The 25950-nt window shown below is 44.6% G+C and carries 26 protein-coding genes; 13 read left to right on the top strand and 13 right to left on the bottom strand.

Annotated features, from left to right (window positions below; genetic code table 11):
* The 5 genes from R7P64_RS03270 to R7P64_RS03250 all read left to right on the top strand — a co-directional run bounded on the left by R7P64_RS03270 (position 1) and on the right by R7P64_RS03250 (position 7822).
* On the top strand, positions 1-2232 hold the full coding sequence (locus R7P64_RS03270; protein WP_318123160.1) for a response regulator: 2232 nt from the start codon (positions 1-3) through the stop codon (positions 2230-2232).
* Entirely contained in the window at positions 2207-3631 is a 1425-nt protein-coding gene (locus R7P64_RS03265; RefSeq protein ID WP_318123158.1) for a TolC family protein, read from the top strand. The genes R7P64_RS03270 and R7P64_RS03265 overlap by 26 nt, the downstream gene beginning before the upstream one ends.
* Positions 3621-5207 carry an ABC transporter transmembrane domain-containing protein gene (locus R7P64_RS03260; protein ID WP_213885961.1) on the top strand — a complete coding sequence of 529 codons (1587 nt, stop codon included), beginning with the start codon at positions 3621-3623 and terminating at the stop codon, positions 5205-5207. The genes R7P64_RS03265 and R7P64_RS03260 overlap by 11 nt, the downstream gene beginning before the upstream one ends.
* The gene (locus tag R7P64_RS03255) at positions 5204-7342 is read left to right on the top strand and encodes an ATP-binding cassette domain-containing protein (RefSeq protein ID WP_318123156.1); all 2139 of its coding nucleotides are present in this window, start codon (positions 5204-5206) and stop codon (positions 7340-7342) included. The genes R7P64_RS03260 and R7P64_RS03255 overlap by 4 nt, the downstream gene beginning before the upstream one ends.
* A gap of 105 nt (positions 7343-7447) precedes the next feature.
* A complete protein-coding gene (locus R7P64_RS03250; protein WP_005375619.1) occupies positions 7448-7822 on the top strand; it encodes a hypothetical protein in 375 nt (124 codons plus the stop codon).
* Positions 7823-7848: 26 nt separating this feature from the next.
* Here R7P64_RS03250 and R7P64_RS03245 read toward each other — a convergent pair whose 3' ends face one another.
* The 3 genes from R7P64_RS03245 to R7P64_RS03235 form a co-directional block, all read right to left on the bottom strand.
* Positions 7849-8739, bottom strand: coding sequence for an RNA polymerase sigma factor RpoD/SigA (locus tag R7P64_RS03245; RefSeq protein ID WP_017635872.1), 891 nt, complete (start codon positions 8737-8739; stop codon positions 7849-7851).
* 333 nt (positions 8740-9072) lie between these two features.
* Positions 9073-10515, bottom strand: coding sequence for a diguanylate cyclase domain-containing protein (locus R7P64_RS03240; protein WP_017635871.1), 1443 nt, complete (start codon positions 10513-10515; stop codon positions 9073-9075).
* A gap of 258 nt (positions 10516-10773) precedes the next feature.
* Positions 10774-11061: an alternative ribosome-rescue factor A gene (locus tag R7P64_RS03235; protein WP_017821594.1), complete on the bottom strand. Its 288-nt coding sequence runs from the start codon at positions 11059-11061 to the stop codon at positions 10774-10776.
* Positions 11062-11426: 365 nt separating this feature from the next.
* Between R7P64_RS03235 and R7P64_RS03230 the strand changes: the two genes are divergently transcribed.
* The 4 genes from R7P64_RS03230 to R7P64_RS03215 all read left to right on the top strand — a co-directional run bounded on the left by R7P64_RS03230 (position 11427) and on the right by R7P64_RS03215 (position 13271).
* Positions 11427-11636 carry a cold-shock protein gene (locus R7P64_RS03230; protein ID WP_005375625.1) on the top strand — a complete coding sequence of 70 codons (210 nt, stop codon included), beginning with the start codon at positions 11427-11429 and terminating at the stop codon, positions 11634-11636.
* 89 nt (positions 11637-11725) lie between these two features.
* Positions 11726-12271, top strand: coding sequence for a YaeQ family protein (locus R7P64_RS03225; protein WP_318123154.1), 546 nt, complete (start codon positions 11726-11728; stop codon positions 12269-12271).
* Positions 12258-12800 (top strand): hypothetical protein, encoded by a 543-nt coding sequence (locus tag R7P64_RS03220; RefSeq protein ID WP_005375629.1) that lies wholly within the window; start codon positions 12258-12260, stop codon positions 12798-12800. Before R7P64_RS03225 ends, R7P64_RS03220 begins: the two co-directional genes overlap by 14 nt.
* Positions 12801-12911: 111 nt before the next feature.
* On the top strand, positions 12912-13271 hold the full coding sequence (locus R7P64_RS03215) for a glutaredoxin family protein (protein ID WP_005375631.1): 360 nt from the start codon (positions 12912-12914) through the stop codon (positions 13269-13271).
* Positions 13272-13462: 191 nt separating this feature from the next.
* Here the strand turns inward: R7P64_RS03215 and R7P64_RS03210 are convergent, their stop codons facing one another.
* The gene (locus tag R7P64_RS03210; protein ID WP_025768460.1) at positions 13463-14089 is read right to left on the bottom strand and encodes an OmpA family protein; all 627 of its coding nucleotides are present in this window, start codon (positions 14087-14089) and stop codon (positions 13463-13465) included.
* Between the two features lie 282 nt (positions 14090-14371).
* Between R7P64_RS03210 and R7P64_RS03205 the strand changes: the two genes are divergently transcribed.
* Together R7P64_RS03205 and R7P64_RS03200 are read left to right on the top strand one after the other, a co-directional pair.
* A complete protein-coding gene (locus tag R7P64_RS03205; RefSeq protein WP_318118406.1) occupies positions 14372-15004 on the top strand; it encodes a thiol:disulfide interchange protein DsbA/DsbL in 633 nt (210 codons plus the stop codon).
* 13 nt (positions 15005-15017) lie between these two features.
* The gene (locus R7P64_RS03200; RefSeq protein ID WP_005375638.1) at positions 15018-15491 is read left to right on the top strand and encodes an FKBP-type peptidyl-prolyl cis-trans isomerase; all 474 of its coding nucleotides are present in this window, start codon (positions 15018-15020) and stop codon (positions 15489-15491) included.
* Between the two features lie 82 nt (positions 15492-15573).
* On the opposite strand, the gene cyoE is transcribed toward R7P64_RS03200, so the two are convergent.
* From cyoE to R7P64_RS03180, 4 genes are read right to left on the bottom strand one after another with little or no spacing between them, the layout of a single operon-like run.
* The gene (cyoE, locus tag R7P64_RS03195; RefSeq protein WP_318118405.1) at positions 15574-16473 is read right to left on the bottom strand and encodes a heme o synthase; all 900 of its coding nucleotides are present in this window, start codon (positions 16471-16473) and stop codon (positions 15574-15576) included.
* Positions 16466-17485 (bottom strand): COX15/CtaA family protein, encoded by a 1020-nt coding sequence (locus R7P64_RS03190; RefSeq protein WP_213866244.1) that lies wholly within the window; start codon positions 17483-17485, stop codon positions 16466-16468. The genes cyoE and R7P64_RS03190 overlap by 8 nt, the downstream gene beginning before the upstream one ends.
* Before the next feature lie 11 nt (positions 17486-17496).
* Positions 17497-18033: a hypothetical protein gene (locus R7P64_RS03185; protein ID WP_025768462.1), complete on the bottom strand. Its 537-nt coding sequence runs from the start codon at positions 18031-18033 to the stop codon at positions 17497-17499.
* Complete coding sequence (locus tag R7P64_RS03180; RefSeq protein WP_085569294.1) at positions 18023-18814, bottom strand: SURF1 family protein; 792 nt, start codon at positions 18812-18814, stop codon at positions 18023-18025. The genes R7P64_RS03185 and R7P64_RS03180 overlap by 11 nt, the downstream gene beginning before the upstream one ends.
* Here R7P64_RS03180 and R7P64_RS03175 point away from each other — a divergent pair.
* On the top strand, positions 18813-19049 hold the full coding sequence (locus tag R7P64_RS03175; protein ID WP_005391169.1) for a DUF2909 family protein: 237 nt from the start codon (positions 18813-18815) through the stop codon (positions 19047-19049). The genes R7P64_RS03180 and R7P64_RS03175 overlap by 2 nt on opposite strands.
* Before the next feature lie 24 nt (positions 19050-19073).
* Here R7P64_RS03175 and R7P64_RS03170 read toward each other — a convergent pair whose 3' ends face one another.
* Genes R7P64_RS03170 through coxB form a run of 4 tightly spaced genes read right to left on the bottom strand, consistent with a single transcriptional unit; the run spans position 19074 to position 23358 of the window.
* Positions 19074-19958, bottom strand: a complete 885-nt coding sequence (locus R7P64_RS03170; protein WP_137283114.1) for a cytochrome c oxidase subunit 3 — start codon at positions 19956-19958, stop codon at positions 19074-19076.
* Positions 19959-20009: 51 nt separating this feature from the next.
* The gene (locus R7P64_RS03165; protein WP_225496291.1) at positions 20010-20549 is read right to left on the bottom strand and encodes a cytochrome c oxidase assembly protein; all 540 of its coding nucleotides are present in this window, start codon (positions 20547-20549) and stop codon (positions 20010-20012) included.
* 17 nt (positions 20550-20566) lie between these two features.
* Positions 20567-22198: a cytochrome c oxidase subunit I gene (ctaD, locus tag R7P64_RS03160; protein WP_005375510.1), complete on the bottom strand. Its 1632-nt coding sequence runs from the start codon at positions 22196-22198 to the stop codon at positions 20567-20569.
* The gene (gene coxB, locus R7P64_RS03155) at positions 22195-23358 is read right to left on the bottom strand and encodes a cytochrome c oxidase subunit II (RefSeq protein WP_017821602.1); all 1164 of its coding nucleotides are present in this window, start codon (positions 23356-23358) and stop codon (positions 22195-22197) included. The genes ctaD and coxB overlap by 4 nt, the downstream gene beginning before the upstream one ends.
* 330 nt (positions 23359-23688) lie before the next feature.
* Between coxB and R7P64_RS03150 the strand changes: the two genes are divergently transcribed.
* A complete protein-coding gene (locus tag R7P64_RS03150; protein ID WP_025768465.1) occupies positions 23689-25383 on the top strand; it encodes a phospho-sugar mutase in 1695 nt (564 codons plus the stop codon).
* A 99-nt stretch (positions 25384-25482) separates the two neighbouring features.
* Here the strand turns inward: R7P64_RS03150 and R7P64_RS03145 are convergent, their stop codons facing one another.
* Entirely contained in the window at positions 25483-25905 is a 423-nt protein-coding gene (locus R7P64_RS03145; protein WP_005375519.1) for a GNAT family N-acetyltransferase, read from the bottom strand.
* Positions 25906-25950: the final 45 nt, after the last annotated feature.

Genomic DNA, 25950 nt, shown 5'->3' with positions numbered 1-25950 from the left:
ATGAGTAGCAAACCTTCTTACAATATTTCCGTTCCTGTTATGCGCCTAAGCATCGCTTTCAGCTTGATGCTGGCTGCCCTCGCCTTTTATTTGTATATCTCTTGGGAAAAAGTGGATTCAGTCGAGAAAGTGCAAAACGCGCCTCTGTTGGTTCAAGCTCAACAGCTCAACCAAACTATCGAGTTTGATATTCAAACGCTTCAACGCTGTTTAAGCACACGTTATTGCAGTACAACAGAGCTTGATTTTGAGGTTCTGAAAGACGAAATTGACCAATTTAAGTCGCTCGCGTCACTCAACAAAACCGAGTTTAGCTTGGTGGGCGCGACCGAATACACGCAGCTTGAACTGGCAATCAATCGCTTCTCAGACAGCCAAAAAACACGCGACGATGTGTTGGCACTGTACCTCTCGCTCACCAATAACTACCTACAAATGGACGACAACTACCGGACCATATTTAACAACCATGCGAGCGACCTAATGATGGAGAAAAACGAGTTCTTCATTTGGTTGTTTGTGGTCGTTGTCGTACTGGTTGGTATCGCAGTGCTATCGAACTTGGTGGCAATCCTTAAACTGAAAAAATCCAGCTCGAATGAGCGTGACATTGACCAAGAATTCGATGAGCTTTATCAAGAACTCAAACTACTGGATTTACAAAGGTTGGAAGAGTTGCTGAATGAAGTGAGCATCAATCCTAAGCAGCGTCAGATCTACTCACACCTAAAACTGATTTTCAGCAAACTCGAAGAGCAAAAACGCAATAACGATCTCTACAAGCAGCTCTATGCTCTGATTGGTTACGAGATTCGTGGCATCACCAACACCATTAACGGCGGCGTGCAATATCTCGTTCAAGAGACCGATGAGAGCGGAGTGTTGATGGCGCAAGATATAACCTCGGCTGCCAATACCCTGTCTGAATTGGCAGAGAACTACAACCGACTCATTTCACAAGGGACCGAGAGCAAATCGAAAGAGTTTTCACTGCTGAATGTACTGTCTGAATTGATGATTCACATCAGTTCAAAAGTGCAGCGAAATGAAGGTGAGCTAGACTGCTTTATCTCAGATAACTTACCAAACCGTGTTGAAGGACAATCCACCAGCTTATTCTGGGTGTTGTTCCTTCAGCTATCAAATGCCATCCAACTCAAAGCCGACAAGAAACTGTTTGTCACCATTGAATCAGGTGCGGCGTCAGACATTGAAAATACCCGCCTGACCATCAATCTAAACTTCTTAACCACGCTGGATGTGCCGCTTGCCAAGCTCAATACCCTACACTGGAGCGACCATAAACAGCACACTGCAACCAAAGACGATTTGGCGAAAAGCGTGTTGAAAGATTATGGCTATTACGAGAGCCATTGGTATCAATCGGGCAATCAGGAACGTTTTCAAATTCAGCTCGATTTGAAAGCCAAAAGCTTCCACACCGAGAAAACTCGCTTCGACAATAAGCGCCTATTACTGTGTGCCAACTCTCAGCTGCGCATTGATGTGATGAACAAAATGTTAGTCAACTTGGGCTTAGAGATTACGCCAATTCGAACTCCGAACGAACTCTTCTCTGCGGCAAAAACCTTTGGCGAATACGATGCCATCATGCTGACCGACACGTTCGAGCCAAACAAGCTGCCCTCACTGAGCAAAACGGTGAAATCGCAACTGCGCAATCACCCGAACACGAAGTTGTTGCTTTCAGTCACGAGCACTCAGCAAGCACAAGAGAGCCATACCTTTGTCGACAAGATTCTGAACTCCCCTGCGATTCCGTATGAGTTCATCCCTAACCTATTAGCAATCATGGAAGCGGAAGCCTCTGAAGAACAGATGGAGAACAGCTCATTCCTGATTGTGGAGGATGACCGTGTTCAACAGATTCTACTCAAACGTATTTTGAGCAAGCAAGAATACGAAGCCGACACCGTTGGCGATGGCGCAGACGCCGTTCAGCATTTCATGAATCAGCGCTCAGACATCATTTTTATGGACTGCATCATGCCGGGCATGGGCGGCATTGAAGCGACCAAACGCATTCGACAATACGAACAAGAGAGCGGACAGAACCCTTGCACCATTATAGGTGCGACAGCATTGACCAGCAGTAATGAACACCAAGCTTGTATCGAAGCTGGAATGGATTACGTGATCAGCAAACCTTATAAAAACGACGAAATCATCAAGGTGATCAACAAGTATGTGGCGGTACAGAAACTTAACTAGCTGTGTATTGGCAGCGCTTACATTGAGCAACGCTCCTTCGGCAATGGCGACCACCTTGCTTGAGGCGGTCAAACTCGGCTTGGAAAACAATTTATCTCTGCGCGCTAGTGACAAAGGCGTGGAAGAAAACGAATACAACATCGACATTAGCCGTTCTAAGTTTCTACCCTCTTTAAACGGTGCTGCTGATACCACATGGAATGAAAACGAGACCATATTAACGGGAACACCGGATACACGTTCTAGCTACAACTCGAACAGCTACAGCGTGTCTTTATCCCAATCGGTGTTTAACCTTGGTGACATCTTTAAATACGGCACCGCGAAGCTTGACTTCAACATTGAAGAAATCAAACACGAGAACAAAATCCAGAGCACCATTTCTGAAATCGCGACGCAATATTTCGAATACCTGAAAAACAACGCGCAAATCAAAGCCACCCAAGTAGAACTTAAATCGTCTGAAACACGTGAGCGCCAAATGCGTCGCAACGTGGAACTTGGCAACACTGCGGCGAGCGAGTTGTATGAGGTAATTGCCCAGAAAGAAGGCATTGCTAATCGCTTAAGAACCTTAGAGAAAGACCGGCGCGTAATTTTGAACGGTTTAGAGATTCAAGTTCAATACCCAGTCACCCCATCACAGGACATCTACGAAAGCGTGCCCTTGGCGGAAATCAGCGAATCCGAACAACGTGAGATTCTTGAACAAGCTTTGAAGCTCAATAACGACTTATTGGTTGCGAAGAAAACCGTCGAGCGCAGCCGAAGAGCCTTGAAAGAAAGCGGTTCAAACTTTGTGCCGACCGTATCGCTCTCTGCCAGTTACCGTTACGACGATGCGAACAACTATAACCGAACCGACCCAACCGCAACAGGGGACAGTAACTCCACCAGTGTCGGCTTGAACTTGAATGTGCCAATTTTCTCAGGCGGTTCGGATTACTACGGTTTTCAAAAATCATCGACTGCTATCGAGCGAACGGAGCTGCTGTACCAAGATTCGTTGTTCACGACGCGCAATAGCGTTAACACCTCAGTACTCAACATTAATGACTTCTCCCGCGCCATCAGCAGTTACGAGAACATCATTCGAGCCAACTACGCTTCCTATAAAGGCATTCAACGCGCTTACCAGCTTGGTACGCGAACCATTACCGACTTACTGGCAGCGGAAAGTAAACTGTTTAGCGCGTTACGTGATTACGAGAGCGCGCGTTATGACTACATCATTGAATCGATCAATCTTGAGCAAATCAAAGGCATGTTATCGGTGCAATCCATCGAAAGCATCATGCAGTTGATGAGCGATATCGAAGGCAGAAGCAATCAAGACTTAGTTCCAAAACACCTTCTCTCCAAACCATCGATTAAGAAAGGAGGTCGCAATGCAAACTGAGCACTTTTCCCAAAAGATTAACTTTGCTGACAAGTGTTATCTGACTTTCTCAACGGTCATCTCAACACTGTTTGGTTTAGTGCTGCCCTTTTCGATTCTTATTATCTTTGACCGTGTTTTACCTAACCAAGCCAAAGACACGCTGTTTCTTCTGTTTGCCATTATCTTGATCACCATCTTCCTCGACTATCACTTAAAGAATCAGGAAGAGAAGATTTCGTCGGTGATCATGAAGCAATTCGAAACCAACTTAACCAACAAGGTGTTTCAATCCATCTGTTTGGCTGAGATATCGAAGTTTCGTCGCCTAGAACCCGGTGAATACCTAGAGCGTATTGCGACCATTCCCGAGATTAAATCCTTCTTTGGCGGAGAATCTGTACGGGCATTGATCAACCTTGCTGTCAGCATACTGACCATTCTGATTATCGGTCTGATCAACATCTGGGCAGGGGTGACCATCTTGCTCGCCTCCATCGTTTTAGCAGTGTTCGCACTCAGCCTCTCTAAGCAAAAGATCAACAGCCTAGAAAACAAATCCGACATCGAAGGCTTAACCACCTCGAAAATCATCGAGATCATCTCTAGCCCACTCGATATCAAAGCGCGCAATATGGAATATCGCGTTGAGAGCTTGATGACACAAATGGTGGAAGAGCGTGAAGTCGAGAACATCAAGTACGAGCAAATTGAATCAAACTTCAGCCTGATCTTGTCGCTCATACAACAGCTCTCCATCGCTTGTGTGGTGGTGGTTTTGGCAACGGCCGTTATCAACATGCAATCGAGTCAAGGCATCATGGCTGCTATCATCATGCTTACCAACCGTTACTTCGCGCCATACCAGCAAGTGATGCGCACGGTGAGCCGCTGGGAGTTGAACAAGCTTCATATTCAACGTATCGCCGAGCTGCTTGAGCTTGCTGCATCAGTAGAACAACAAAATGACACGACGGAAGTCGAGCGCATCTCGGTGAAGTATTCGGAAAAGCAACGCATCGAGTTTGAACGTGGTCAGGCTTACTTGCTAACAGGGAAAAGCGGCGCAGGCAAAACCCACCTCGCGAATTGCATTACGCGACAAAACACCGACGCCAAGCTCGATATCCAAATCTACGAGACACCATTGGATGACGTTAACTACAACGTCTGGCGTAATAGCGTGCTCATGGTCGACAAAACCAGTTCGTTCGTCGAAGGCACCATCATCGACAACTTGACTTGTTTTCGCCCGAGCTTAAATAACACCGCATTTGCGCTTTGCGAAACCATGAACATCAAAGCACAAATCGATGCCCTTCCCGCTGGTTTTTACACCGAGCTAAAAGGACATTTACGCAACCCATTCTCGCGCCAAGTCGCTTATGCCTTGTTGCTGGTACGTGCCTTACTTGCGAACAAACGTGTGTTGATCTTCGACGACATCGACTGTGTTTATGATGACGACTTTGCTCGATTGGTTTTGACCAGTACCGCCTATCGTGCCAACGACAAAATCCTCATCATCGTCAGCAACAAGATGGACAAACTCAATCATCGCCTCAAACGCGTCAAACTTACCGGAGGTGACCAATGAGTATTTTGGTTGATTTTAATAATGTCCCTCAGCGCTTGTTGGACTTTGAGGCTCGCAGTTATGACGAGCGATACAATGAGTCACCTTTGATTCGTGGTTTAGCTTACACCCTCATAGCGCTTGAATGGGAAGGCACACCTTCCATCCTCAGCGACGCTTTTATCCCTAAACCAAAAGACAGCGACAGTTTTATCGCTACGATTGAACGCCTTGGTTACCGTTGTGACGTCACCAAACTAAAAACGTTGGAGCACATCGAGGGGCACCCTCATCCTTGTTTTATCGAGATAGAAAACCTCACTGCGATTTTCTTGGGCACCAAAGACGGCAAGCTGATCCTGTTTGATTACACCAATAACAACACCATTGAATACCCGCTCTGCAAGAAGCCGTGCTTGTTGGTGTCGATCAGCGAATACTCCCGCTTATTCCGAGAGCCGCCACCTCAATCTCAAGACCGCAGTAACTGGATTAAATACGCGTTTTATCGCTACAACAATGAACTCAAAAGCCTGATTATTCTCAGCTTCGTGGTCAGCATTCTCGGCGCACTCCAGCCCTTTTTTATTATGAGTGTGTACAACTTCGCCTTAACCTCTAGCTCGCAAGCCACGCTTTATTGGCTCACGTTATTTGCTGTGATTGTTGGGTTCTCGGAATACTTTTTCAAGAAAATGCGGGTCAACATCATCGCCACATCAGGAAAGGATTTGGCGGTGCATATTTCTCAAAACGTAATATCCAAACTGTTGTGGCTTCCTTATTCGATGACATCTACCGCTGGTGTCTCTTCTCAGTTAGCACGATTGAAGGACATCGACACTTTCCGCCGTTTGGTAACCGCAGAGTCAACATTAAGCTACTTCGACATGCCGTTTGTTATCGTATTCATTATTGCCATTGCTCTTATGTCTGGTACCGCAGCGCTAGTCGTTATGGCGGGGTTGATTCTAATGTTGGTGTTCTGTGTTTATTCTCGTTACATCTACTCGCAAGCCACGTCCAAGAGCTCTCGCGCCAACGCCATGGTTTCTTACCAATGGAATGAGATTCTTCGTGGTATAAAAACCATCCAAGGCTTGCCATTATTGCGTGTTATCCAGTCCCGCTTTAGCGCATCGCATTTACAAAGCACCAACGATGCAGAACATGTTTCAGTGACTAATAGCAGGGTTCAGGCAGCAGGCGGGAGTTTGATTCAGGTTATTGGTACCGCAAGTATCGTCGCGGCCGTTATCGGCGTGATGGACGGCACCTCCGATGCAGGTGCAATGCTTGCTACCGTAATTTTAGTCTGGAAGGCGTTGGGGCCTATTATGGGCATCTACAACTCTATTTCTAAGTTCCAATCCATTAAGGCGTCTTCTGCGCAAATCAACAACCTTATGGCGATGAATGACGATAAGCTAACGTTAGAGAAAAGCCCCCCTATTCGCCTCTTTCAAGGTAGTATCGTCGGCTCTGGTGTGAGCCATCGTTATAGTGGTGCGGCAACAGGCTTAACTAATCTTGGTTTTAAAATTCCACCGGGCGCAAAAGTTGTGATTTGTGGACCAACAGGTTGCGGTAAAACGACGCTCATTTCTATTATCGCTGGGCTAGAGGAACGCTATCAAGGCTCAGTTTCGGTGGATGGTTATAACATCAAACAATTCAACAGTTACCGCTATCGAACCTCGATTAACTACATCCCGTTTAACCTGCATATTTTTGAAGGCTCCTTGGAGACTAACTTCATCTTGCATAATGGGTTAATCCCAACAGAAAAAATGCGTGAAATGGTGAGTTTCTTTGAGCTCGATACATGGTTGCCACAAGGCCTGGACACTCAATTGAGCGTTGATATCTGTAAAAGTTTACCAAATGGTATTCAACAAAGACTGCGGCTCGCATTAGGGCTAGGCAACTGCGAACAATCTTTGATTATCATTGACGAGCCATTTAATGGTGCAGAGCAAGAAAATTCCCACTACTTCAAGCGGTTATTTAGCGACAAACTACTCAATAAGACCGTTATTTTCTCAACGAATGATCCGGGCATGATCTCTACATCCAATATGAGCTTAGTCTTGGAGCCAGATGGCAACCTGAAGTATTTCGGGTTAACCGATAAGTACTTAAAAAGTCTAAGTTAAGTTCGGAATGTGGTGTGGTTCATCATTCATACTTGAGCACGGTCATTGACAAAAATGTAAACGATGAGACTATTTACTCTGTAAGCGCGTACACTAAGGAATCCGATGTATACATTTGTTGCAGACAAATTGGATGTGGTTTATTTATCAACGATACCAGAAAACTACCAGTTACAAGACTTCGACGTGCCTGAAGAAGAACTCGAAATTCGTGAAATTGTAGAGGTATGGTATGAGTGTGCGTTTCTTCCTGACTTTAACCTTCAACACATCGACATCGAAAACAAAACTGCTTTGGTCGAGACACAAGCGCAAGTCGTAAACAACTACACAAGTACGCTCGCTTTTTTACTCAAAAGTCGTACTTATCGCGCAGCACTTAACCGATTATTGAGTGTATGGAGATTGGAGGCAGCAGCTAAAGCACAGCTTGAGCTGCTGTTACTTACGGAAGAACAGAGTAGCAAGCCAGTAAATTAATCAGCTAGGATAAGGGGCTAAAAATCTCAAACCCAACCATCGAATCGGAGACGTTTCTGCACGCGTTCAACCGCCTCTATCTGCATCTGACGAACACGCTCGTTAGATACGTTTAATAACAGGCCTATTTCCGACAAGGTTTTCACTCTCTGGTCAAATAATCCGAATCGATGGATCAAGACTTTCTGCAACTTAGTTGGCAAAGTTTTAATAATATTTTCAATGGCTTGAGTAAAGCACTGGTTTTCACAGTCTTGTTGTGGATCTGGCGTGTACTCACTTTCACACAGTTCAAGAACAAATGGAACACGATGTAGGTCCGCAGTGGTCGATACATCAATAAAACCACTTAGAGCAACAAGTTCATCTATACGTTCTGCTTTCACCCCTGAGCAGCGTGAGAGTTCAGAAATAGACAACTCCTTGCTCTCACTTTTTGACGCATCTAGCTTTTTTAAAGCCAGGCTATTTATCTCTTTGCACACATGAGCAGGTAAACGTACCGTGCGGCCATTGTTCATTAATGCCGCTTCTATATTCTCGCGAATCCACCATACCGCATAAGTAGAAAAACGGTAGCCTGGCTCAGGATCGAACTTATCGACCGCTTTTATCAAACCAATGTTACCTTCTTCTATTAAATCGAGCAGAGTAAAGTTATTACCTGGCCGTTTGAGGTAACCTTTTGCGATTTTCACAACAAGTCGAAGATTAGACTCAATCAACATTTCGCGCGCTTCTTCATCACCAGCTCGATTAAGTTTGGCGTAATGCAACTCCTCTTCACGAGACAACAAATCAATCCCCACAATATCTTTGAGATAGTGAGCATAAGGGTCTTTCCCAACTGACAACGATTCTTTCATTGACAGTTCATCCGTGACAGCTCGGAACCTAGCAAAGCATTCGTTGTTCATTCCCCGTCCTTCTCAAGCCAACTTATTTCTTATCTTCTTTAATTGTTTTTGTACAACACTGTATGCATCATGCTTTATATGCATTACTTTACACTGAGTGTAGACAGGGGTTCTGATCTTTACCAAGAAATCACTTATCACTTTAAAACAATTACTGCTTCTATGATAAAAACGTGAGCAGGCGGGGGTTTATATATATGAAAGTGATAGTATTTGTACGCAAATTGGCCTCAAAGAAAACAACGCAACGTGGTCGTCAACGCTTACCACGTTACTCTGACTAAACCTTTGAGGCTTGAGGATGCTTTGAAGTATCAGTTGAATTAGCGAGACCTAATTCACTTGACGAAGCGCAGGTTGAAGCTGACAGTCTGTTATGACTTGGAAAACTGCACGATTCTTTCCTTCAGACTTACCTTGATACATCAACTCGTCAGCATCTTGCAAGCTCACGATGTGGGTAAACTCAGGATAGTAAGCACAGCCCAAACTGATACTCAAATGAATTGCTTGTCCGCCCAGTATAACAGGCTGATCGTAAACGGCTTTACAAAGCATATTCGCAAAATTGAGTGCTTCTCGCTCTGACAGAGACGACGTAACGAGTGCGAACTCTTCTCCTCCAATTCTCGCCAATGTCATTCGGTCATCAGTCATCGACTTAGCGGCTTCTGCGATGGCAACTATTGCTCGGTCTCCAGCAAGGTGGCCATATCGATCATTGATTGATTTAAAATCATCAATATCAAACACCATCACCGTTAAGTTTCGCTTCAAATGATTCAGTAGCGCCAATTGCTCAATCAGGTGTCTACGGTTGTATAGCTTTGTGAGAGAATCCGTCAACGTCATCTCTAGCAATTGCTGATTGGCAATCGTTAATTGCCTTGTCCGAAGAGCAACCATACGTTTGAGGGCAAAAATATGATAAAGCGTTGCAACCGCCATAATGAAAATAGCAATAGGGAAAAGATAAAGTGGATAAACCGTTTTCACCACACTCCAACGGGTGAGGATCCGCTCACGGTCCGTATCGATGACTTTTTCAAACGCTCTTGATACCTCTAAAATGGAAGTTGCACTGTGCATTCCTGCTGCAATCCGAAGATCTTTACTATATAAGCTAATTGTCGGGACAAACATACCCGCTCCCGGCGTGGTTGCCATATAAAAGTTAGCAACTTGCAGGTCTGCAACAAAGTACAGCACCTTTTTATCGACGGCGGCTTGTATCATCGAATCATTGTTAATGTATTCTGCGATAGGTGCATTCGGATAATTCGTCTGAACAAACTCAGACTCGTAACTTCCTTTAACAACGCCAATTGGCAGCGTCATTTCGCCAGTTAAAACACTCCTGATATCAACCGAAAGTACATCTTTATTTACGTACAATTTGGTTTGGATAGGCATTATGACGGCGCCAAAGTCCATATACTTCGCTCTTTCGGGCGAGTAGACAAGTCCTCCGTGAAAGTCAGCCTTACCCTCTTTTACGGCTTGCAAAGAAGCATCCCAATCCAAAAGGAGAAACTGAACGTCAATTTGGTTGTTCGCCGCGTACTCTTTCCAAAAGTCGATTAAAATACCTTTAGGTTCACCATCTGGGCTAAGGTAAGAGAACGGCTTCCACGCTTTGGAGTTAGCAACAATTAAAGAATGAGACTCTGATTTGTGCGCATGCGCCATCGGACAAATGGACAGCCACAGTAGTAATAAAGAAGCACACGCTTTTTTACATTTGCAACCATAAGTACCATAACTCGTCGATGACATACCTACTTCTCACCAGTCTTTTTAAACCATAATCTCGGCTGTTTGATTAGACTAAAGATATAGTAGAGTTGCATAAGACAGGAAGTGACGCTTATTGATATGAATCTAACTTAGTAAGTTTTAGTACTTAATTGGTACTTTCAACGCCTGGTTCGCTGAAGCAGTTGAAGCAGTTGAAGCAGTTGAAGCAGTTGAAGCAGTTGAAGCAGTTGAAGCAGTTGAAGCAGTTGAAGCAGTACATGATAAATTAGGAATAACTTATCTGGTACTAAAAAATTGAATATCATCAGTTTTGCAAACACCTAGTACCAATAAAAAAGCCCTATTCAAAATCCACCTTGGGGAGAACTTTGAATAGGGCTCTTTGCCTCTATGCTTCATTTTACGGCTGAAGCTACCTTTACCTTTTTTCGCTTTAACGACTCGTGTTTGGAACAGCTGACTGGTAACAACCGCTTTTAACGCGTTGTCTTTGATTTCACCTCTGCCGAAGTCGGTCTCATGTTGTGAGCCACTCGGTTGAGGACTGATTTTACGCTTTGCCATAAATCCTCCTTAATGGTCGAACCAGATTGGACAATAATTATATAAATAAGTCAAATTTATAGATTTAGTTGAATTTTATGCTAAAAAACTTCACATCACCGTCATTTATTTGAAATTTAATCAAAAACATGCTGGTTAAATAGTGACTAAATACAAATATTTGTCCATAAAGCACTAATATATGTTGACTCTTCGTGGAATTAACCTAGACTCAAACACGGCTAGAAAGAAAGTTCTTTGTTTTCACATTTCGTTGGATTACTTGTAACCCGTCGTCCTGTGGTACGCAATAGCAATTTATTTTTCCACGCTATAAGCGCCGTTGAGGCGAAAGATTACATTATTTAGATATTTAGGAAATAGACATGTCTAACACAGCTACTGGCACAGTTAAGTGGTTCAACGAAACTAAAGGCTTCGGTTTCATTCAACAAGAAAACGGTCCTGACGTATTTGCTCACTTCTCTGCAATCACTGGTGACGGCTTCCGTACTCTAGTTGAAGGCCAGAAAGTAGAATTTGTTATCTCTCAAGGCCAAAAAGGCCCTCAAGCAGAGCAAATCAAAGTACTTTAATTCTTAAAGAATTTGATACGATAGCCAGCTTTTAAAGCTGGCTATTTTTTTGCCTAAAACTTATTTTGCCAACAAAACGATATAAATCTATGGCTCTTAAACCAACCATTTACAAATTTCGTATCGCCATTTCCGATATGAATAATGACTATTACGATTCTAAAAATCTAACTATCGCCCTTCACCCTTCTGAAAAGCCGCAACGAATGTTGGCTCGCATTCTAGCTTACTGTGTAAATGCTCAAAGCAATCTGAAGTTTACAAAAGGACTCTCTACGATTGAAGAGCCTGATTTATGGCATGTTGGCGATGATCAAAGCATTACTCACTGGATTGAAATTGGCGAACCAGAACCAGACAGAATTAAGAAAGCTTCTCGCCTAGCAAAGCATGTAAAAGTTTACACTTATAACACCAAAGCGGCTGTCTGGTGGGACAAAATGTCAGGAAAGTTCTCAATGCTTCCCGTCAACGTAGAGAGCTTTGACTATGACGCTATCGACTTGATTTGTCAGCACCTTGACCGAGGTACTAGCCTTTCTGTTATGATTACTGGCAGCTCAATTTTTGTTGATATCAATGATCAGCATATCGAAGTAACGGTGAAGGAACTAAAAAACCATGACGTCTCTTAGTGAACTGAGTCAAGAGATGGGATTTGAAGAAATCCCCTTTGTTAAAGAACATAAAGCAGCAAAGCGACGTTGGTTAAAAGAACAGTCACAACTATTTACAAAAGTTTGTGAGAACAAACCCACAACAGCACCTACTCTTCACCTGCTTGGCCTTTTGACCAAATCACATATTGAAGCAAGTGCTAACTACGAGCAACATGCTCACTCTACCCAGCGTATGCAGCAAGTTCTGACTGACTCCTTGGGTAATGAGCACGCGGATAAGTTTACTAACCAATCTGCTGAAGACCTAATCTTAGTCACCCACCTTTGGTTATACACGCAAGGCTATTTAAATATGGATTTCAGCTTGGCGCACGATCATGCTGAGCAGACTCAAAATACATTGCAGCACGAGCTTGTCATAAAACGCATGGACGTTGATGCATTCAGAACCGAACTCATGCAAAGTTTTTATCAAGGTAAGGAAGCCCGTCCGGCTTCAGCAAGTGGCTTTTGGGGTTGGTTTAAACGTCTATTTTCCGCATAAAATACATGGTTTTATCCATTTCAAACAACTGATAGACTTCACGCTCAGTGCAACAAGCATCATGATTGCATTCTTAAAGGACAGTTACCCAATGAACATCAAGGGATCATTATGAAGTTTATCCGTTGGATTTTAGGCAAGGTTATCTTATTGCTGAACGCGGTGTTCTCACCTCGTGGTATTAAGCGCACCGCAGAAGAACAGCAACGTATTGATGAAAAAGCGAAACAATACGCACTTTACCAATTTGAAGCCTGCCCTTTTTGCGTAAAGGTCCGCCGTGCAATGAAGCGTCAATCGGTGAACATTGAGCTACGTGATGCAAAAAATAATCCTACTCATCGAGCTGAACTAGAGCAAGGTGGTGGGCGAGTTAAAGTCCCTTGCCTTCGTATCGAAAAAGATGGCGAAACACAGTGGTTATACGAGTCATCTGACATCGTCGCTTACGTTGAAAAAGAATTTGCCTAAGTTCCCCCTATGAACATTGGCGGATGTAAAAGAGGCACCTAACGGTGCCTCTTTTCTATTTTTTCTAGCTAAATGTTGCCGTGCGAGCTTTCCTTATTCAGTCTTCTTGCTCAACTCCGAACTTAAACTCCACTAAGCAAATAACGGGTATGTGAGAACAACACAACGAAGATTACCGCCTAACGTCTGCGTTATTCATCCACGATCAATGTTAGCTCTACGCGCCGATTGCAAGCTTTACCACTCGCTGTCGCATTGCTGCACTTCGGTACATACTCTCCGAAGCCTCTAGAAAACACTCGTTGACGTGGAATACTCGTCGCCAATAGTTGTTTTTCTACTTCACGAGCTCGCTTTTCAGATAGCGTGTCATTGAAGCTTTCAGCTCCCGTGCTATCCGCATGACCATCAATCACGACATCAACATCAGTTCTTCCAGCCAGATAGTGACCAATGTTTCGAATCCAGTCTTGAGATTGAGCAGATAACCGTGCAGAACCCGTTTGAAAATGCACTTGCTCTTTCAAACGTATCATCAGGTGACCACCACTGAGCGTCTCGTGAGGAATGTTATGCCTGCTCAGGAACATTTCCAGAGAGGTCACGTTTTGCGACTTTTTTACTGACGCCCTCGCCGTTTGATATGAGCGAGGGGAAGAAGCCACATTGGATGCGCTCGGGTATCCCCACTCTGGGTGTCTCAGCTCAGTGTTTGATTTAGGAGCTGTATCTAAAATGTTCCCACCTGGGACCATATCTTGATCGAGGCTGCTGCACCCGGCCAGAATGCCACAAACAATTAAAAACCAATGCTTCATACCATTACCAACGTAGAAAAACTCTTGTTCATTGTGTCGACAAAACACGCCGAATCTTTAGCGCTTTTGTCCACCGATTGGTTTGTCTATGCAGCGTTCATGCCACTGGAGTCAATGCAAAATCATCTCTCAAATAAAACGCAACACTAAAATACCCTACCCTTACAGTCCATACGTCAGGCAAAGTCTGTTACCAATGGTCTCACTTTATTGTTATTTAATGGTTTTAGTCACTATCGTTAACCGATAAACTAACGCAAATTTCTCATTTAGAGCACTACTATGTTAAAAACCATATCGAAAGGCTTTGCTGTTGTTGTTGCCGTAATGGCTTTGTCGGCATGCGATAGCGGCAAGAGTCAGCCTCAGCAAGGCAACCAATACGAAGTTTTGCCAGTATCCCTTGAAGAGTATGATTTAGCTCCCCTGACTGAAGCATTCTCTTTAACTTGTGGCCACTGCCGCTCAATGGAAGAGTTTGTCCCTCAAATTGAATCATTGACCGATCAAAGCGTTGAAAAAATGCATGTAACGTTCAATGAAAGTGCACAAGTGAGCGCCATCATCTTCTATACTGCCGTAATGCAGCTTGAATCAACACCAGATAAAGCGTTTATGGTGGATCTTTTTACTGCTGTGCAAATGGGTGCCGATGCAACGGCTGAGGAACGCCAAATCGCTGTTGAGAAAGCCTTTGAGTCTCGCAACCTTATCAGCCCTTACCATTTAGATGAAGCACAGCAAAAAACGCTGTTTGAGTACATCACTAAGGCAGAAGCGATCACGACTCGCGGCCAAATTAACTCCGTTCCAGCCTTTATCGTAAACGGAAAATATCAAGTGATTACTGGTGGTCATGACAGCGTTGAAGCCATGGCAGAAACCATCAACTTTTTGCTAAAACAACCTAAATAGACAAGGAGATTACGTGTCTAAATTTTTGTTTCCTCTTATTATTTTTATTTTGGCGGGCTTTTTCATTTACCGTACTTGGACAAACCATAAAGTAGCGGATGAAAACTTTGCCAAAGGCCAAGCATTCTTACTAGAAAATGCGAAAAAAGAAGGCGTCATCACAACAGAAAGTGGCCTTCAATACATGGTTCTTGAAAAAGGCGAAGGTGAGGTTCACCCAACGGCAACAAGTAAAGTAAAAGTACACTACCACGGCACCTTGATTGATGGCACGGTATTCGATAGCTCTGTTAATCGTGGTGAGCCTATTTCATTTGGTCTTAACCAAGTCATTAAAGGCTGGCAAGAAGGCCTACAATACATGGTAGAGGGTGAGAAAATCCGCCTTTTCGTACCAAGCACGCTTGGCTATGGTAAGAGTGGCTCTGGCCCAATTCCACCAGCAAGTGTTTTGATCTTTGATGTTGAGCTGCTAGAAATTCAATAAATCTAGAAAGCTTTGTCTTAAAGCCAAAGTATCAAAACCAAAAACGCCGCGAACCACGCGGCGTTTTCTGCTTTAAGAGAGGTTAAAAACCAATATAGTGATCCGAAAGCAATGCAATGAACAACGCCAAAAGATGATAGATAGAGAATTTAAACGTCTCCATCGCGGTATTTGGCTCTGGTGCATATTTTAGCTTCCATGCATGGTACATAAAGCCAGCATTGAGGAGTAGCGAGGCAAAAAGATACACCACGCCGACCATACCAACCAAAACCGGTAGGACACAAACCAAAGTCAATAGCACCGTATACAACAGAATAGAAGTTTTGGTGTACTCAATGCCGTGTGTCACTGGCAGCATGGGAATATCTACCTTGCGGTAATCCGCGACACGATGAATAGCCAGAGCCCAAAAATGTGGTGGCGTCCAGATAAAAATGATCATTACGAGCAGCCAAGCATTCGCATGTAATTGCCCTGTTACAGCAGTCCAACCGAGAAGAGGCGGCATCGCACCGGCAATCCCTGCAATGACGATATTTTGGGGCGTAGCACGTTTGAGGTACATTGTGTATACCATCGCATAGCCGAGCAAACTCATCAAAGTCAACCATGCCGTCAGCGGGTTGACTATCGCATAGAGAAGTACAAACCCTAAGACACCTAAAACTGTAGCGAAGGCTATCACCGATGATGGCTTAGTCTCACCCGATGGCAATGGTCGTTTGTGTGTGCGTGCCATTCTCGCATCAATTCGGCGGTCAATTAGATGATTAAACGCTGCCGCAGACCCGGCCATCAGACCAATCCCCGTTAGGCCAACTACCGCCTGCAACCAGGGGAAATCATCAACCGGGGCTAAGCTCATCCCTACTACTGCCGTCACCAACATTAACGCCACCACTTTAGGTTTCGTTAACTTCAAATAAACGGAACTTAGTCGCTTTCGCCCATTTAACAACAGCGCGATTTCTTTACTCATAGCGAACTCCTTTCGCGGTGTAATTCCAAGCCGTTTTACCCTGCCACAAGTAAAACTGGCTAACACAAACGAGACTCAACATAACAGCGGCACCAAGGTTGTGCGCCACCGCGACATAGATAGGAAGTTGAAATACTACGTTGCTTACACCCAGCATAATTTGGCACACCAGAGTGAATAACAACCACCCTCCGATTCTCTGTGAATGATGAGAATCTTGCCTCATAAGCCCAATACTATAAGCCAATACCACGGTGGCGGTAACAATAGCACCTATACGATGAGTGACGTGTATAGTCATTCTTGCCGGATACTCCAAGACACCAAATTCATAATTCTCGAATCCAGTTTGCCAGAAAGAAAACGCTTCTTTCCATGAGAGATGGCTCATCCAGTCTCCCTCACAAATCGGCAGTGTGGTACACATCAGCGCAGCATAATTTGACGAAGTCCATCCTCCAAGGAGCACTTGCACCAAAACAACCAGAAAAACCAACAATGAAAAGCCTCTCAGAGAGCTAGAAGATGGAGAGAAATAGAGATTGTTTTGCGCTTTTAATTGGCAGTAAAAAATCGCCTGTAACGCCAATAAAACGAAACCACCGAGCAAGTGAAGCATCACGATGGCGGGCATTAATTTAAGAGTAACTGTCCACATTCCCAAAAGTGCCTGCCCAATCACCAATACGCTTAGCAACATCGGAATGGTTGAATTTACACGCTCAGACCTTACTGATATCGCTGCCATCGCAAAAATGACTAAACCTAACGTTCCTGCAAAATAGCGATGAATCATCTCAAGCCATGCTTTCTCATGCTCTACTGCCCGCTCGGGGAAGTTCAGGTTAGCACGTATGACGTCTTCTTCTTGATGCGGCACAGAAAAGTGCCCATAACAACCAGGCCAGTCCGGGCAACCTAACCCTGCATCTGAAAGGCGAGTATATGCCCCTAACATGATCACCACGAGAGTTAGGAGCAAACTGAATCTAACCAACTGAATTAATTTCATATGCACTTCCTCTAACCGACTCGTGACAGTTTTAAGAGCTTGCGTAAGTCCGCCAACATACCTTTATTCAATAGGACTAAGTCCTCATTTGGTTTCGGCGAGTAAGACATCACCAGTTGCCCAAGAGGATCAACGATCAACATTTGCCCAGGTTTCACTTTTGCGGTAACCAATTCATTCATTTGCATCGCTAACATCGATACTTCTATGGGATCTGAATGCTCAGTCTGCCAAACGACTGGCACTACTCGCTCTTGATACTTACCTAAAGCAACATGGCTTTGCTGAAGCAGGTAAAGCTGCTGTTTACACTCTTCAGTGCATTCGTTAGGCAATACATAAGCGAGTTGCCAACCATGGTCTTTGAGAGGTGACTCTTGACCAAGTTGCTCTAACGTCGTGTATGGTTCGACTAACTCGCCTCTATTGGTCACTCCGCTTTGATACCACCCTTGTGTGAGAATGACTTTTGCAATGACAGCGGGAAGCGCGAACGTACAAACCAGCGCAATCAACATTAGTCGTCCTTTGGTTACTTTAGATGTCATGCTTCACCTCCATGTGACGCAACTTTTTTTGCCAACGAACAAAAACAATTAAAGTCAGTAATAAGAAAACACCTGCCATCGAAAACCATTGAATCGAATAGCCAAAATGTTTGGCACTATTGAGTGGCAATGGATTCCAAGGAAAGTCATAGGGCCAACGAGTTAAATTGTCTGGCTGCAAGACTGCGGGCATAAGTTCAATATTCAGTAGCTGATTCAATTGCGCGATGTTTAGGTTTTGCACGCGAATAACATCGCCAACTTCCGGCATTAACTCTGAGCTCAGTGGATTAGTAGATTTTCGGTACAGGCGTCCTGTGATGAAAGTCGAATTATCGAGTTTGGTGACCGTTGGTAACACTGAGCGTTCTGCTCTTCCCTCGACAAAACCAAGCTCCAATAACGCATAGGCACTAGGCTCATCGCTCGTCAATACAATCTGAAATGCTAAATATCCCACACTGCCTTGATGCGTTTGGTTGTCTAACAAAATTACGGGAAACGCCTGAGGAACAACATTAACTTCCACTTTTTTCCCGAGGATACTTTCCTCTCGCCAGTCGTTGTCTTCAAGAACGACGCTTAGTGCTTGGTACGCACTATCCGCACGCGCGAGAATGGCTTGTTCCAATGCTTGTTTTTCTTGCCCTCTCTCAAACTGCCAAAAACCCAGTTTGACCAAAAGAGAAAACACAACCACAGTTAAACCAACTGCAACCCAAAACCGTTTCGATAGCCATAATTGTCTTGATAACAACAATGATGAAACCGGAGGTGCCATGTCCACCGTATTTCTATTCAAACTGACGCTTGTCCTTTTGCTGCTTTTCATTATCTTCAACCTCGCAAAAGCGCTTATCGAAATGGTTCGTGAAGACCCAGATAATCCTGAAAAAAGAGACAAACCCATGAGTCATTACTTAGGCCGTCGAGTCATGTTCTCCGCTTTGGTGGTCATCCTTCTGCTTATTGCGCTCAGCTCGGGTTGGCTAGCGCCAAACCCTCGCCCTTATTAGTCGGACCAAGAGTTCACAATGAGCCTAAAGTACGTAAACAAACACAAACAGACATAACCAAACCACATCCACGAAATGCCAATACCAGCTGCCCGCTTGAAAGGCAAAATGGTTCTTTGGCGAAAAGTGATCTTTAGCGATTCTGAACAGCAGCACGATCAAAAAGATAGTCCCAAGACAAACGTGTAAACCGTGGAACCCCGTCAACATGAAGAACGTGTTACCGTAAATACCGGACTGCAACGTGAGCCCTATGTCTTGATAAGCATGAACATACTCAACCGCTTGGTAATATAGGAAAAAGCCAGCAAGTATGATGGTTATCTCTAACCAAATAATCAGTGCCGTTCTTTTGTCTTGTTCAAGGCTTATATGCGCCATATGTAGCGTAATAGACGACAATAGCAGCAAGATAGTATTGGTAAGGGGTATGCCCTGCCACGGCATAGCTTGTGTTGTTTCTCCCCCCGGTGTCAGTGTGAGTGGCCACATCGCTTCGAAGGTTGGCCACAGGACTTCGTTGGTCATGAAGTTATTATCTGCTCCACCTAACCAAGGCACAGAAATCATTCTGGCGTAAAACAAGGCACCAAAAAAGGCACCAAAAAACATCACTTCAGAAAAGATAAACCAGCTCATTCCTTGGCGAAAAGAACGAGTAATTTGCGAGCTGTATTTTCCACTCAGTGATTCAGTAATCACATTACTAAACCAACCAGCCAACATGTAAAGCAAGAACAAGAAGCCCACCGCTAGCACAATGCCACCAATGGTTCCCACTGCACCGTCACTTTGTGTCCCCTGGACGGTCATGCCTGCGCCAACAGCCACTAAAAACAGAGCAAATGCACCGATGATCGGCCAGCTACTTTGAGCGGGAACATAATATGTTCCTGGCTTGTTACTCATAATTTTTCTCCTTACTGACCAACCTTGGTCTGTATCTCTCTCCCTGAGTGGCTAAGAGCCTGTAGGAGGGGGAAGTTTATAGAGTGTGTAAGACAGCGTTAACGTGTGTATAGACTCCGGCAAGTCCGGTTCGATATAAAAAATCAACGGCATTTGAGCTTGCTGTTTACCATCCAGGGGCTGCTGGTTAAAACAAAAACACTCAATCTTGTTGAAGTAAGCAGCTCCAGTCCCGGGAGAAACAGAAGGAACGGCTTGCCCCACCAACTTCTGCCCGCTTTCATTAAATGCAAGGTATTCGGTTTGCACGACTTCACCTGGGTGAACATCCATCGAAATCACTTTGGGTCTAAACTCCCAAGGCATATCTGGGCTGACATGCGCCATAAACTCCACGCGAATAGTTCGGCTCATGTCCGGTTGCATACCTGTCGGTTGAATGACGGCCACTTCACTTGTCTTTCCATTGATTCCCAGTGCGTCGCACATCACGTCATAAAGTGGGACCAGTGCATAGCCGAAGCCAAACATTAACAGGGTCGCCAAAAGTAACTTCACTGTGAGCTTCTTGTTTGATGGATTCGGTTTCATGTCACTCACCCCACTTGCTAGTCAATCTTAGGCGGTGTAGTAAACGTATGATGTGGCGCAGGGCTTGGCACTGTCCACTCTAAGCCTTCCGCACGTTCCCATGGTTTTGCAGAAGCCTTCTCCCCGCCACGAATACACTTGATCACCAACCATAAGAAGATCAGTTGTGACAACCCAAATGCAAACCCACCAATTGATACTATTTGATTAACATCAGCAAACTGAATGGCGTAATCCGGTATGCGTCTTGGCATGCCCGCTAAGCCTAGGAAGTGCATTGGGAAAAACAGGACATTGACGGAAATAATTGAGCACCAGAAATGCCATAAACTCAGCTTGTGGTCGTACATATTGCCCGTCCACTTAGGTAGCCAGTAGTATGCCGCTGCCATGATCGAGAATACCGCACCAGATACCAACACATAATGGAAATGGGCAACCACGAAGTAAGTGTCATGATATTGGAAATCCGCCGGTACAATCGCCAACATCAGTCCCGAGAAGCCGCCAATAGTAAAAAGCACAATAAAGGCAATGGCAAACAACATTGGCGTTTCAAATGTCAGAGCTCCACGCCACATGGTGGCAACCCAGTTAAAGACTTTAACCCCCGTTGGTACCGCAATCAGCATAGTGCAATACATAAAGAAGAGCTCAGCAAAAACTGGCATCCCCGTGGTAAACATGTGGTGCGCCCACACAAGGAAAGATAACAATGCAATGCTGCACGTCGCGTAAACCATCGAATGATAACCAAACAGCTTCTTACCACTGAAAGCAGGCAGAATGGCGGAGATGATTCCAAACGACGGTAAAATCATGATGTACACTTCTGGGTGACCAAAGAACCAAAAGATGTGTTGGAACATTACCGGGTCACCACCACCAGCTGCGTCAAAGAAGCTAGTCCCGAAATATTTGTCAGTAAGAACCATGGTCACCGCACCCGCTAATACCGGCATAACCGCGATCAACAAGAAAGCGGTAATTAACCAAGTCCAAACAAACATTGGTAACTTGAACCAAGTCATTCCCGGAGCTCGCATATTTACGATCGTCACGATAACGTTGATCGCGCCCATAATGGAGCTGATACCCATGATATGCACAGAGAATACAAACAGCGCAGTGCTATCTGGTCCATAAGTCGTGGACAGCGGAGCATAAAACGTCCAACCAAAATCAGGACCGCCGCCAGGTAAAAACAACGAGCTCAACAAAATAAGAAATGCAAAAGGTAAGATCCAAAAGCTCAAGTTGTTCATGCGCGGCAGCGCCATATCTGGAGCGCCGATCATCATCGGGATCATCCAGTTAGCAAGGCCAGTAAATGCTGGCATCACCGCACCAAATACCATCACTAAACCGTGTACCGTGGTCATTTGATTAAAAAACTGCGGATCGACTAGCTGTAGCCCTGGCTGGAACAGTTCGGCACGAATGATCATAGCCATCGCACCACCTGTTAGAAACATTGCAAAACTAAACCAAAGGTAGAGGGTGCCTATGTCTTTATGGCTTGTAGAATACAACCAACGAGTGATGCCCTGGGGTGCATGATGCTCGTGACCATCATCAATCGCAATGGTACTGTTCGCACTGGCTTCTGCTGGCGCAGACTTCACTGCCTTATCTATTGGCTTACTCATATTTCCTCCTTAGCACTGCCTTGTGCTTTAAAGGCATTCACATCGGATGCTTGCACTGTATCGCCAGTATCGTTGCCCCATGCATTTCGTTGATATGTGATAACCGCGCCAATTTCTTTGTCACTTAACTGATTAGAAAAAGCCTGCATCGCGGTGCCCGGGCGACCGTTGACAATAATATCTATGTGCTCTGTAACATCTCCGGTTGCAATAGGACTGCCTTTAATCGCGGGAAATGCACCCGGAATCCCCTCACCATTTGCCTGATGACACACAGCGCAACGCGCCGTGTATATCGATTCGCCTTGCGACATCAATTCATCCATAGATAAGTCTTGAGAGAGCGCTTCTTGTGCCGCCGCTTTTTGAAGTGCGAGTTCTTGCTTCTTACTCGCTAGCCATTCATCGAACTTCTCTTCTTCCATCGCATGCACCACCACCGGCATAAATCCGTGTGCACGACCACATAGCTCCGCACATTGGCCGCGATATACGCCTGGCTCATCAATTCTTGTCCATGCTTCATTAATAAAACCTGGAATGGTGTCTTTCTTGACGGCAAAGTCCGGTACCCACCAAGAGTGAATGACATCATCAGAAGTCATCAAAAAACGCACTTTGCGATTCACAGGCAACACCAAAGGGTTGTCTACTTCCAGTAAGTAATGTGCGCCTTTAGCTTCGATTCCATCAATTTGTTTTTGGCTGGTGGCAAGCAAACTAAAAAACTCAACATCTTCGCCAAAATAGCTGTAATGCCATTTCCATTGCGAGCCTGTGATCTTGACCGTGATATCCGATTGGCTTGTGTCTTCCATTGCTACTAGAGTTTTTGTTGCGGGAATCGCCATAGCGACAAGAATGATGATGGGTATGACCGTCCAAATAATTTCCACTTTTGTACTTTCATGGAAATGTGCGGCAACTGCTCCTTTTGACTTGCGATGACGGAAGATGGAATAGAACATCACACCAAAAACAATCAAAGCAATTACACAGCAGATATAGAAAATCAGCATATGTAATTCATACACTTGCCCACTTATCTCTGTGACCCCTTTTGTCATGTTGTAGTCATTTTCCTTTGACCAACCAAAAGAGGAAAATGTGATTAAAATCACATTCAGTGATAAGGCTAGAGTAGTCGTTAATCTTTTCAAAAGATCTCTCCTCTGCTCAGCCGCTACGCCTACGCGAGCTTCCTTGCGTCCCGATGCAAATATCGAACAACTTTACGAAAAATCACAAAAACTACGATTTCGACACGGTTTGTTATATTTATGTTAAAAGGCTAGTTATAGTTCCAAGGTTCTTCAAGAAATTAAATATGATTAAATTTTGTTCGGATAAGAAAAATTAATTCGGTTTATCGATTGCCCTCTTTGAAATGTAATTGAGAACCATTTACATTGATTTAAAAGAAAACATTGAGATACTTACCAAACGAAGTGTCCAAGAAAGTAGGCTCCCCCTACTAAGGAATGACTGATATGACAGCACTAATTACGCAATGGCTAGAACGAGACCCTGATCCTAAGACTCGTGAAGAGCTACAACACCTCGTCGATACGAACAATGAACAAGAACTTACTGATCGCTTTGGCTCACGCCTTGCCTTTGGTACTGCAGGCTTACGTGGCAAAGTGGGCGCAGGTCCAAACCGAATGAACCGCTTGGTGATTCAAGAGACCGCCACTGGTTTAGGGAACTATTTGCTTGAGCAAGTCAAAGATGCCGCGAGTCGTGGTGTCGTTATTGGCTACGACGGTCGTCCCGATTCAAAACAATTCGCGCATGATACCGCCTCCGTACTGACGGCCCTTGGTATCAAGGTTTACCTAACGTATGACGTTGCAGCAACCCCAATTGTTGCGTTTGGTGTCCGTACATTGAATGCTGCGGCCGCTGTTGTTGTTACTGCCAGCCACAATCCACCAGAATACAATGGCTTTAAAGTATATTGGGAAAATGGCGCACAGATTATTCCTCCGCACGACTCTGGAATCGCAGCGAAAATTGATGACGCAACAACGAAGCCATTACCTTTAATGTCTCTCGATGATGCAAAACAGCACGGTTTGTTAGTTTGGTTGGAAGACGACTACTACCAAACTTACCGTAAGACAATGAATGAAAACGCGCTGCTTACTCCTGACAACAATACCGATATATCTATTGCTTACACCGCAATGCATGGCGTTGGCGCGAATATGGCGGAAACGCTACTTGCCGACGCAGGCTTCCAAAAAGTGGCAAGTGTTAAGGAACAGCGCGAACCTGATGGAAGCTTCCCAACCGTCAACTTCCCAAACCCTGAAGAAGCCGGTGCAATGGATATGGTGATGGCATTAGGTAAGTCCGTAGATGCCGATATCGCTTGCGCGAACGATCCAGATGCGGACCGTTTTGCCGTGGCAGTTAAACGCCCAGATGGCGAGTATCAAATGCTAACAGGTGATCAGGTGGGCTCACTGTTTGGCGATTACTTGCTGGAACAGCAACCTAACGCTTTGGTTGGCAACACCATCGTATCCTCAAGAATGCTGAGCAGCATCGCTAAGGCGCATGGCGCACAATACTATCAAACATTAACTGGCTTTAAATGGCTTACTAACGTTGCCATGGAACAAGAGACAGAAACCAACCCATTCTTGTTTGCTTATGAGGAAGCGCTCGGTTATACCGTGGGTAACAAGGTGTGGGATAAAGATGGTTTATCTGCAATCGTTGCGTTTTCACAGCTAACAGGCAAGCTTAAAGCGCAAGGCAAAACACTGTGGGATAAACTGGAAGAGCTGTACCGCGAGCACGGTTTCTACTTCAACGCACAACGCAGCATCGCTCTCGACCCGAACTCTCCACCAATCGGCGACAAACTCCGAGCAAATCCACCAACAGAGATTGCTGGTAAAAAAGTTGCAGTAACCGAAGATCTTAAAACATCGGTTCGCATGTTTGACGACGGCTCTGAAGAATCCATTGACTTACCAGCAAGTGACGTATTGATTTATCACCTAGAAGATCAATCACGCGTGATTGTTCGTCCTTCTGGTACTGAGCCAAAACTAAAATGTTACTACGAAGTCATCAACCTCTTCCCTGCGGATATGAGCTATGAACAAGCACAGCAAGCAGCAGAAGCGAAGATGAACGAACTTATCGACGCGCACCAGCAAAGTTTGTAAGTCAAAGGGAAACATAGATATTTGATACAACAAGAGGCGCAAATTCGCGCCTCTTTTTTTGATTTTGACTAGAACAAGTCAAGCTAACCCGTGCTTTCCCTAGCCTACAATTTCCTTTTGTAGAAAGTACTTGTGGATGCCCTCTGCAGGATAGCCTGAATACTGCCCCACTTTCTCAAAACCCAATTTGAGATAGAACTCAAGAGCTTGAAAGCTGTAGGTATCCAAATAAACATGGGTAACCCCATGAGGCTTTACTTTTTGTTCTAGCATCGACATTAATTGACTACCGAGACCAGAGGTTCGACTTTCAGCGTCTACCCACAAAAACTCAACAAACACCGTATTTTTAAACATTTCGCCAGTCAAGCCACCCATGATCTTGCCATTCTCATCTTTTGCGAAACAGCCTACAGCATGCACTTCCCCTTCAGGTAAATGCAGTCGGTTATAAGATCGAATACCTTCACGAACAAAATCAAGGTCTGTTTGATCTGGATTTAAACAAAATTCAAGCTTCATATATCCTCTCCTTAGGAAACACCAATATCCTAAAACAAAAAGCCA

The sequence above is a fragment of the Vibrio sp. 2304 genome, from assembly GCF_033339475.1.
GTDB classification, from domain to species: Bacteria; Pseudomonadota; Gammaproteobacteria; order Enterobacterales; family Vibrionaceae; genus Vibrio; species Vibrio alginolyticus.
Note: the sequence above shows the minus strand (reverse complement) of the source record. Positions and strands in the feature narration are given on the sequence as shown.

Coding starts and splice junctions, on each gene's coding strand:
- R7P64_RS03270 (WP_318123160.1), top strand. CDS start 1: ATGAGTAGCAAACCTTCTTACAATATTTCCGTTCCTGTTATGCGCCTA.
- R7P64_RS03265 (WP_318123158.1), top strand. CDS start 2,207: ATGTGGCGGTACAGAAACTTAACTAGCTGTGTATTGGCAGCGCTTACA.
- R7P64_RS03260 (WP_213885961.1), top strand. CDS start 3,621: ATGCAAACTGAGCACTTTTCCCAAAAGATTAACTTTGCTGACAAGTGT.
- R7P64_RS03255 (WP_318123156.1), top strand. CDS start 5,204: ATGAGTATTTTGGTTGATTTTAATAATGTCCCTCAGCGCTTGTTGGAC.
- R7P64_RS03250 (WP_005375619.1), top strand. CDS start 7,448: ATGTATACATTTGTTGCAGACAAATTGGATGTGGTTTATTTATCAACG.
- R7P64_RS03245 (WP_017635872.1), bottom strand. CDS start 8,739: ATGAACAACGAATGCTTTGCTAGGTTCCGAGCTGTCACGGATGAACTG.
- R7P64_RS03240 (WP_017635871.1), bottom strand. CDS start 10,515: ATGTCATCGACGAGTTATGGTACTTATGGTTGCAAATGTAAAAAAGCG.
- R7P64_RS03235 (WP_017821594.1), bottom strand. CDS start 11,061: ATGGCAAAGCGTAAAATCAGTCCTCAACCGAGTGGCTCACAACATGAG.
- R7P64_RS03230 (WP_005375625.1), top strand. CDS start 11,427: ATGTCTAACACAGCTACTGGCACAGTTAAGTGGTTCAACGAAACTAAA.
- R7P64_RS03225 (WP_318123154.1), top strand. CDS start 11,726: ATGGCTCTTAAACCAACCATTTACAAATTTCGTATCGCCATTTCCGAT.
- R7P64_RS03220 (WP_005375629.1), top strand. CDS start 12,258: ATGACGTCTCTTAGTGAACTGAGTCAAGAGATGGGATTTGAAGAAATC.
- R7P64_RS03215 (WP_005375631.1), top strand. CDS start 12,912: ATGAAGTTTATCCGTTGGATTTTAGGCAAGGTTATCTTATTGCTGAAC.
- R7P64_RS03210 (WP_025768460.1), bottom strand. CDS start 14,089: ATGAAGCATTGGTTTTTAATTGTTTGTGGCATTCTGGCCGGGTGCAGC.
- R7P64_RS03205 (WP_318118406.1), top strand. CDS start 14,372: ATGTTAAAAACCATATCGAAAGGCTTTGCTGTTGTTGTTGCCGTAATG.
- cyoE (WP_318118405.1), bottom strand. CDS start 16,473: ATGAGTAAAGAAATCGCGCTGTTGTTAAATGGGCGAAAGCGACTAAGT.
- R7P64_RS03190 (WP_213866244.1), bottom strand. CDS start 17,485: ATGAAATTAATTCAGTTGGTTAGATTCAGTTTGCTCCTAACTCTCGTG.
- R7P64_RS03185 (WP_025768462.1), bottom strand. CDS start 18,033: ATGACATCTAAAGTAACCAAAGGACGACTAATGTTGATTGCGCTGGTT.
- R7P64_RS03175 (WP_005391169.1), top strand. CDS start 18,813: ATGTCCACCGTATTTCTATTCAAACTGACGCTTGTCCTTTTGCTGCTT.
- R7P64_RS03180 (WP_085569294.1), bottom strand. CDS start 18,814: ATGGCACCTCCGGTTTCATCATTGTTGTTATCAAGACAATTATGGCTA.
- R7P64_RS03170 (WP_137283114.1), bottom strand. CDS start 19,958: ATGAGTAACAAGCCAGGAACATATTATGTTCCCGCTCAAAGTAGCTGG.
- R7P64_RS03165 (WP_225496291.1), bottom strand. CDS start 20,549: ATGAAACCGAATCCATCAAACAAGAAGCTCACAGTGAAGTTACTTTTG.
- ctaD (WP_005375510.1), bottom strand. CDS start 22,198: ATGAGTAAGCCAATAGATAAGGCAGTGAAGTCTGCGCCAGCAGAAGCC.
- R7P64_RS03150 (WP_025768465.1), top strand. CDS start 23,689: ATGACAGCACTAATTACGCAATGGCTAGAACGAGACCCTGATCCTAAG.
- R7P64_RS03145 (WP_005375519.1), bottom strand. CDS start 25,905: ATGAAGCTTGAATTTTGTTTAAATCCAGATCAAACAGACCTTGATTTT.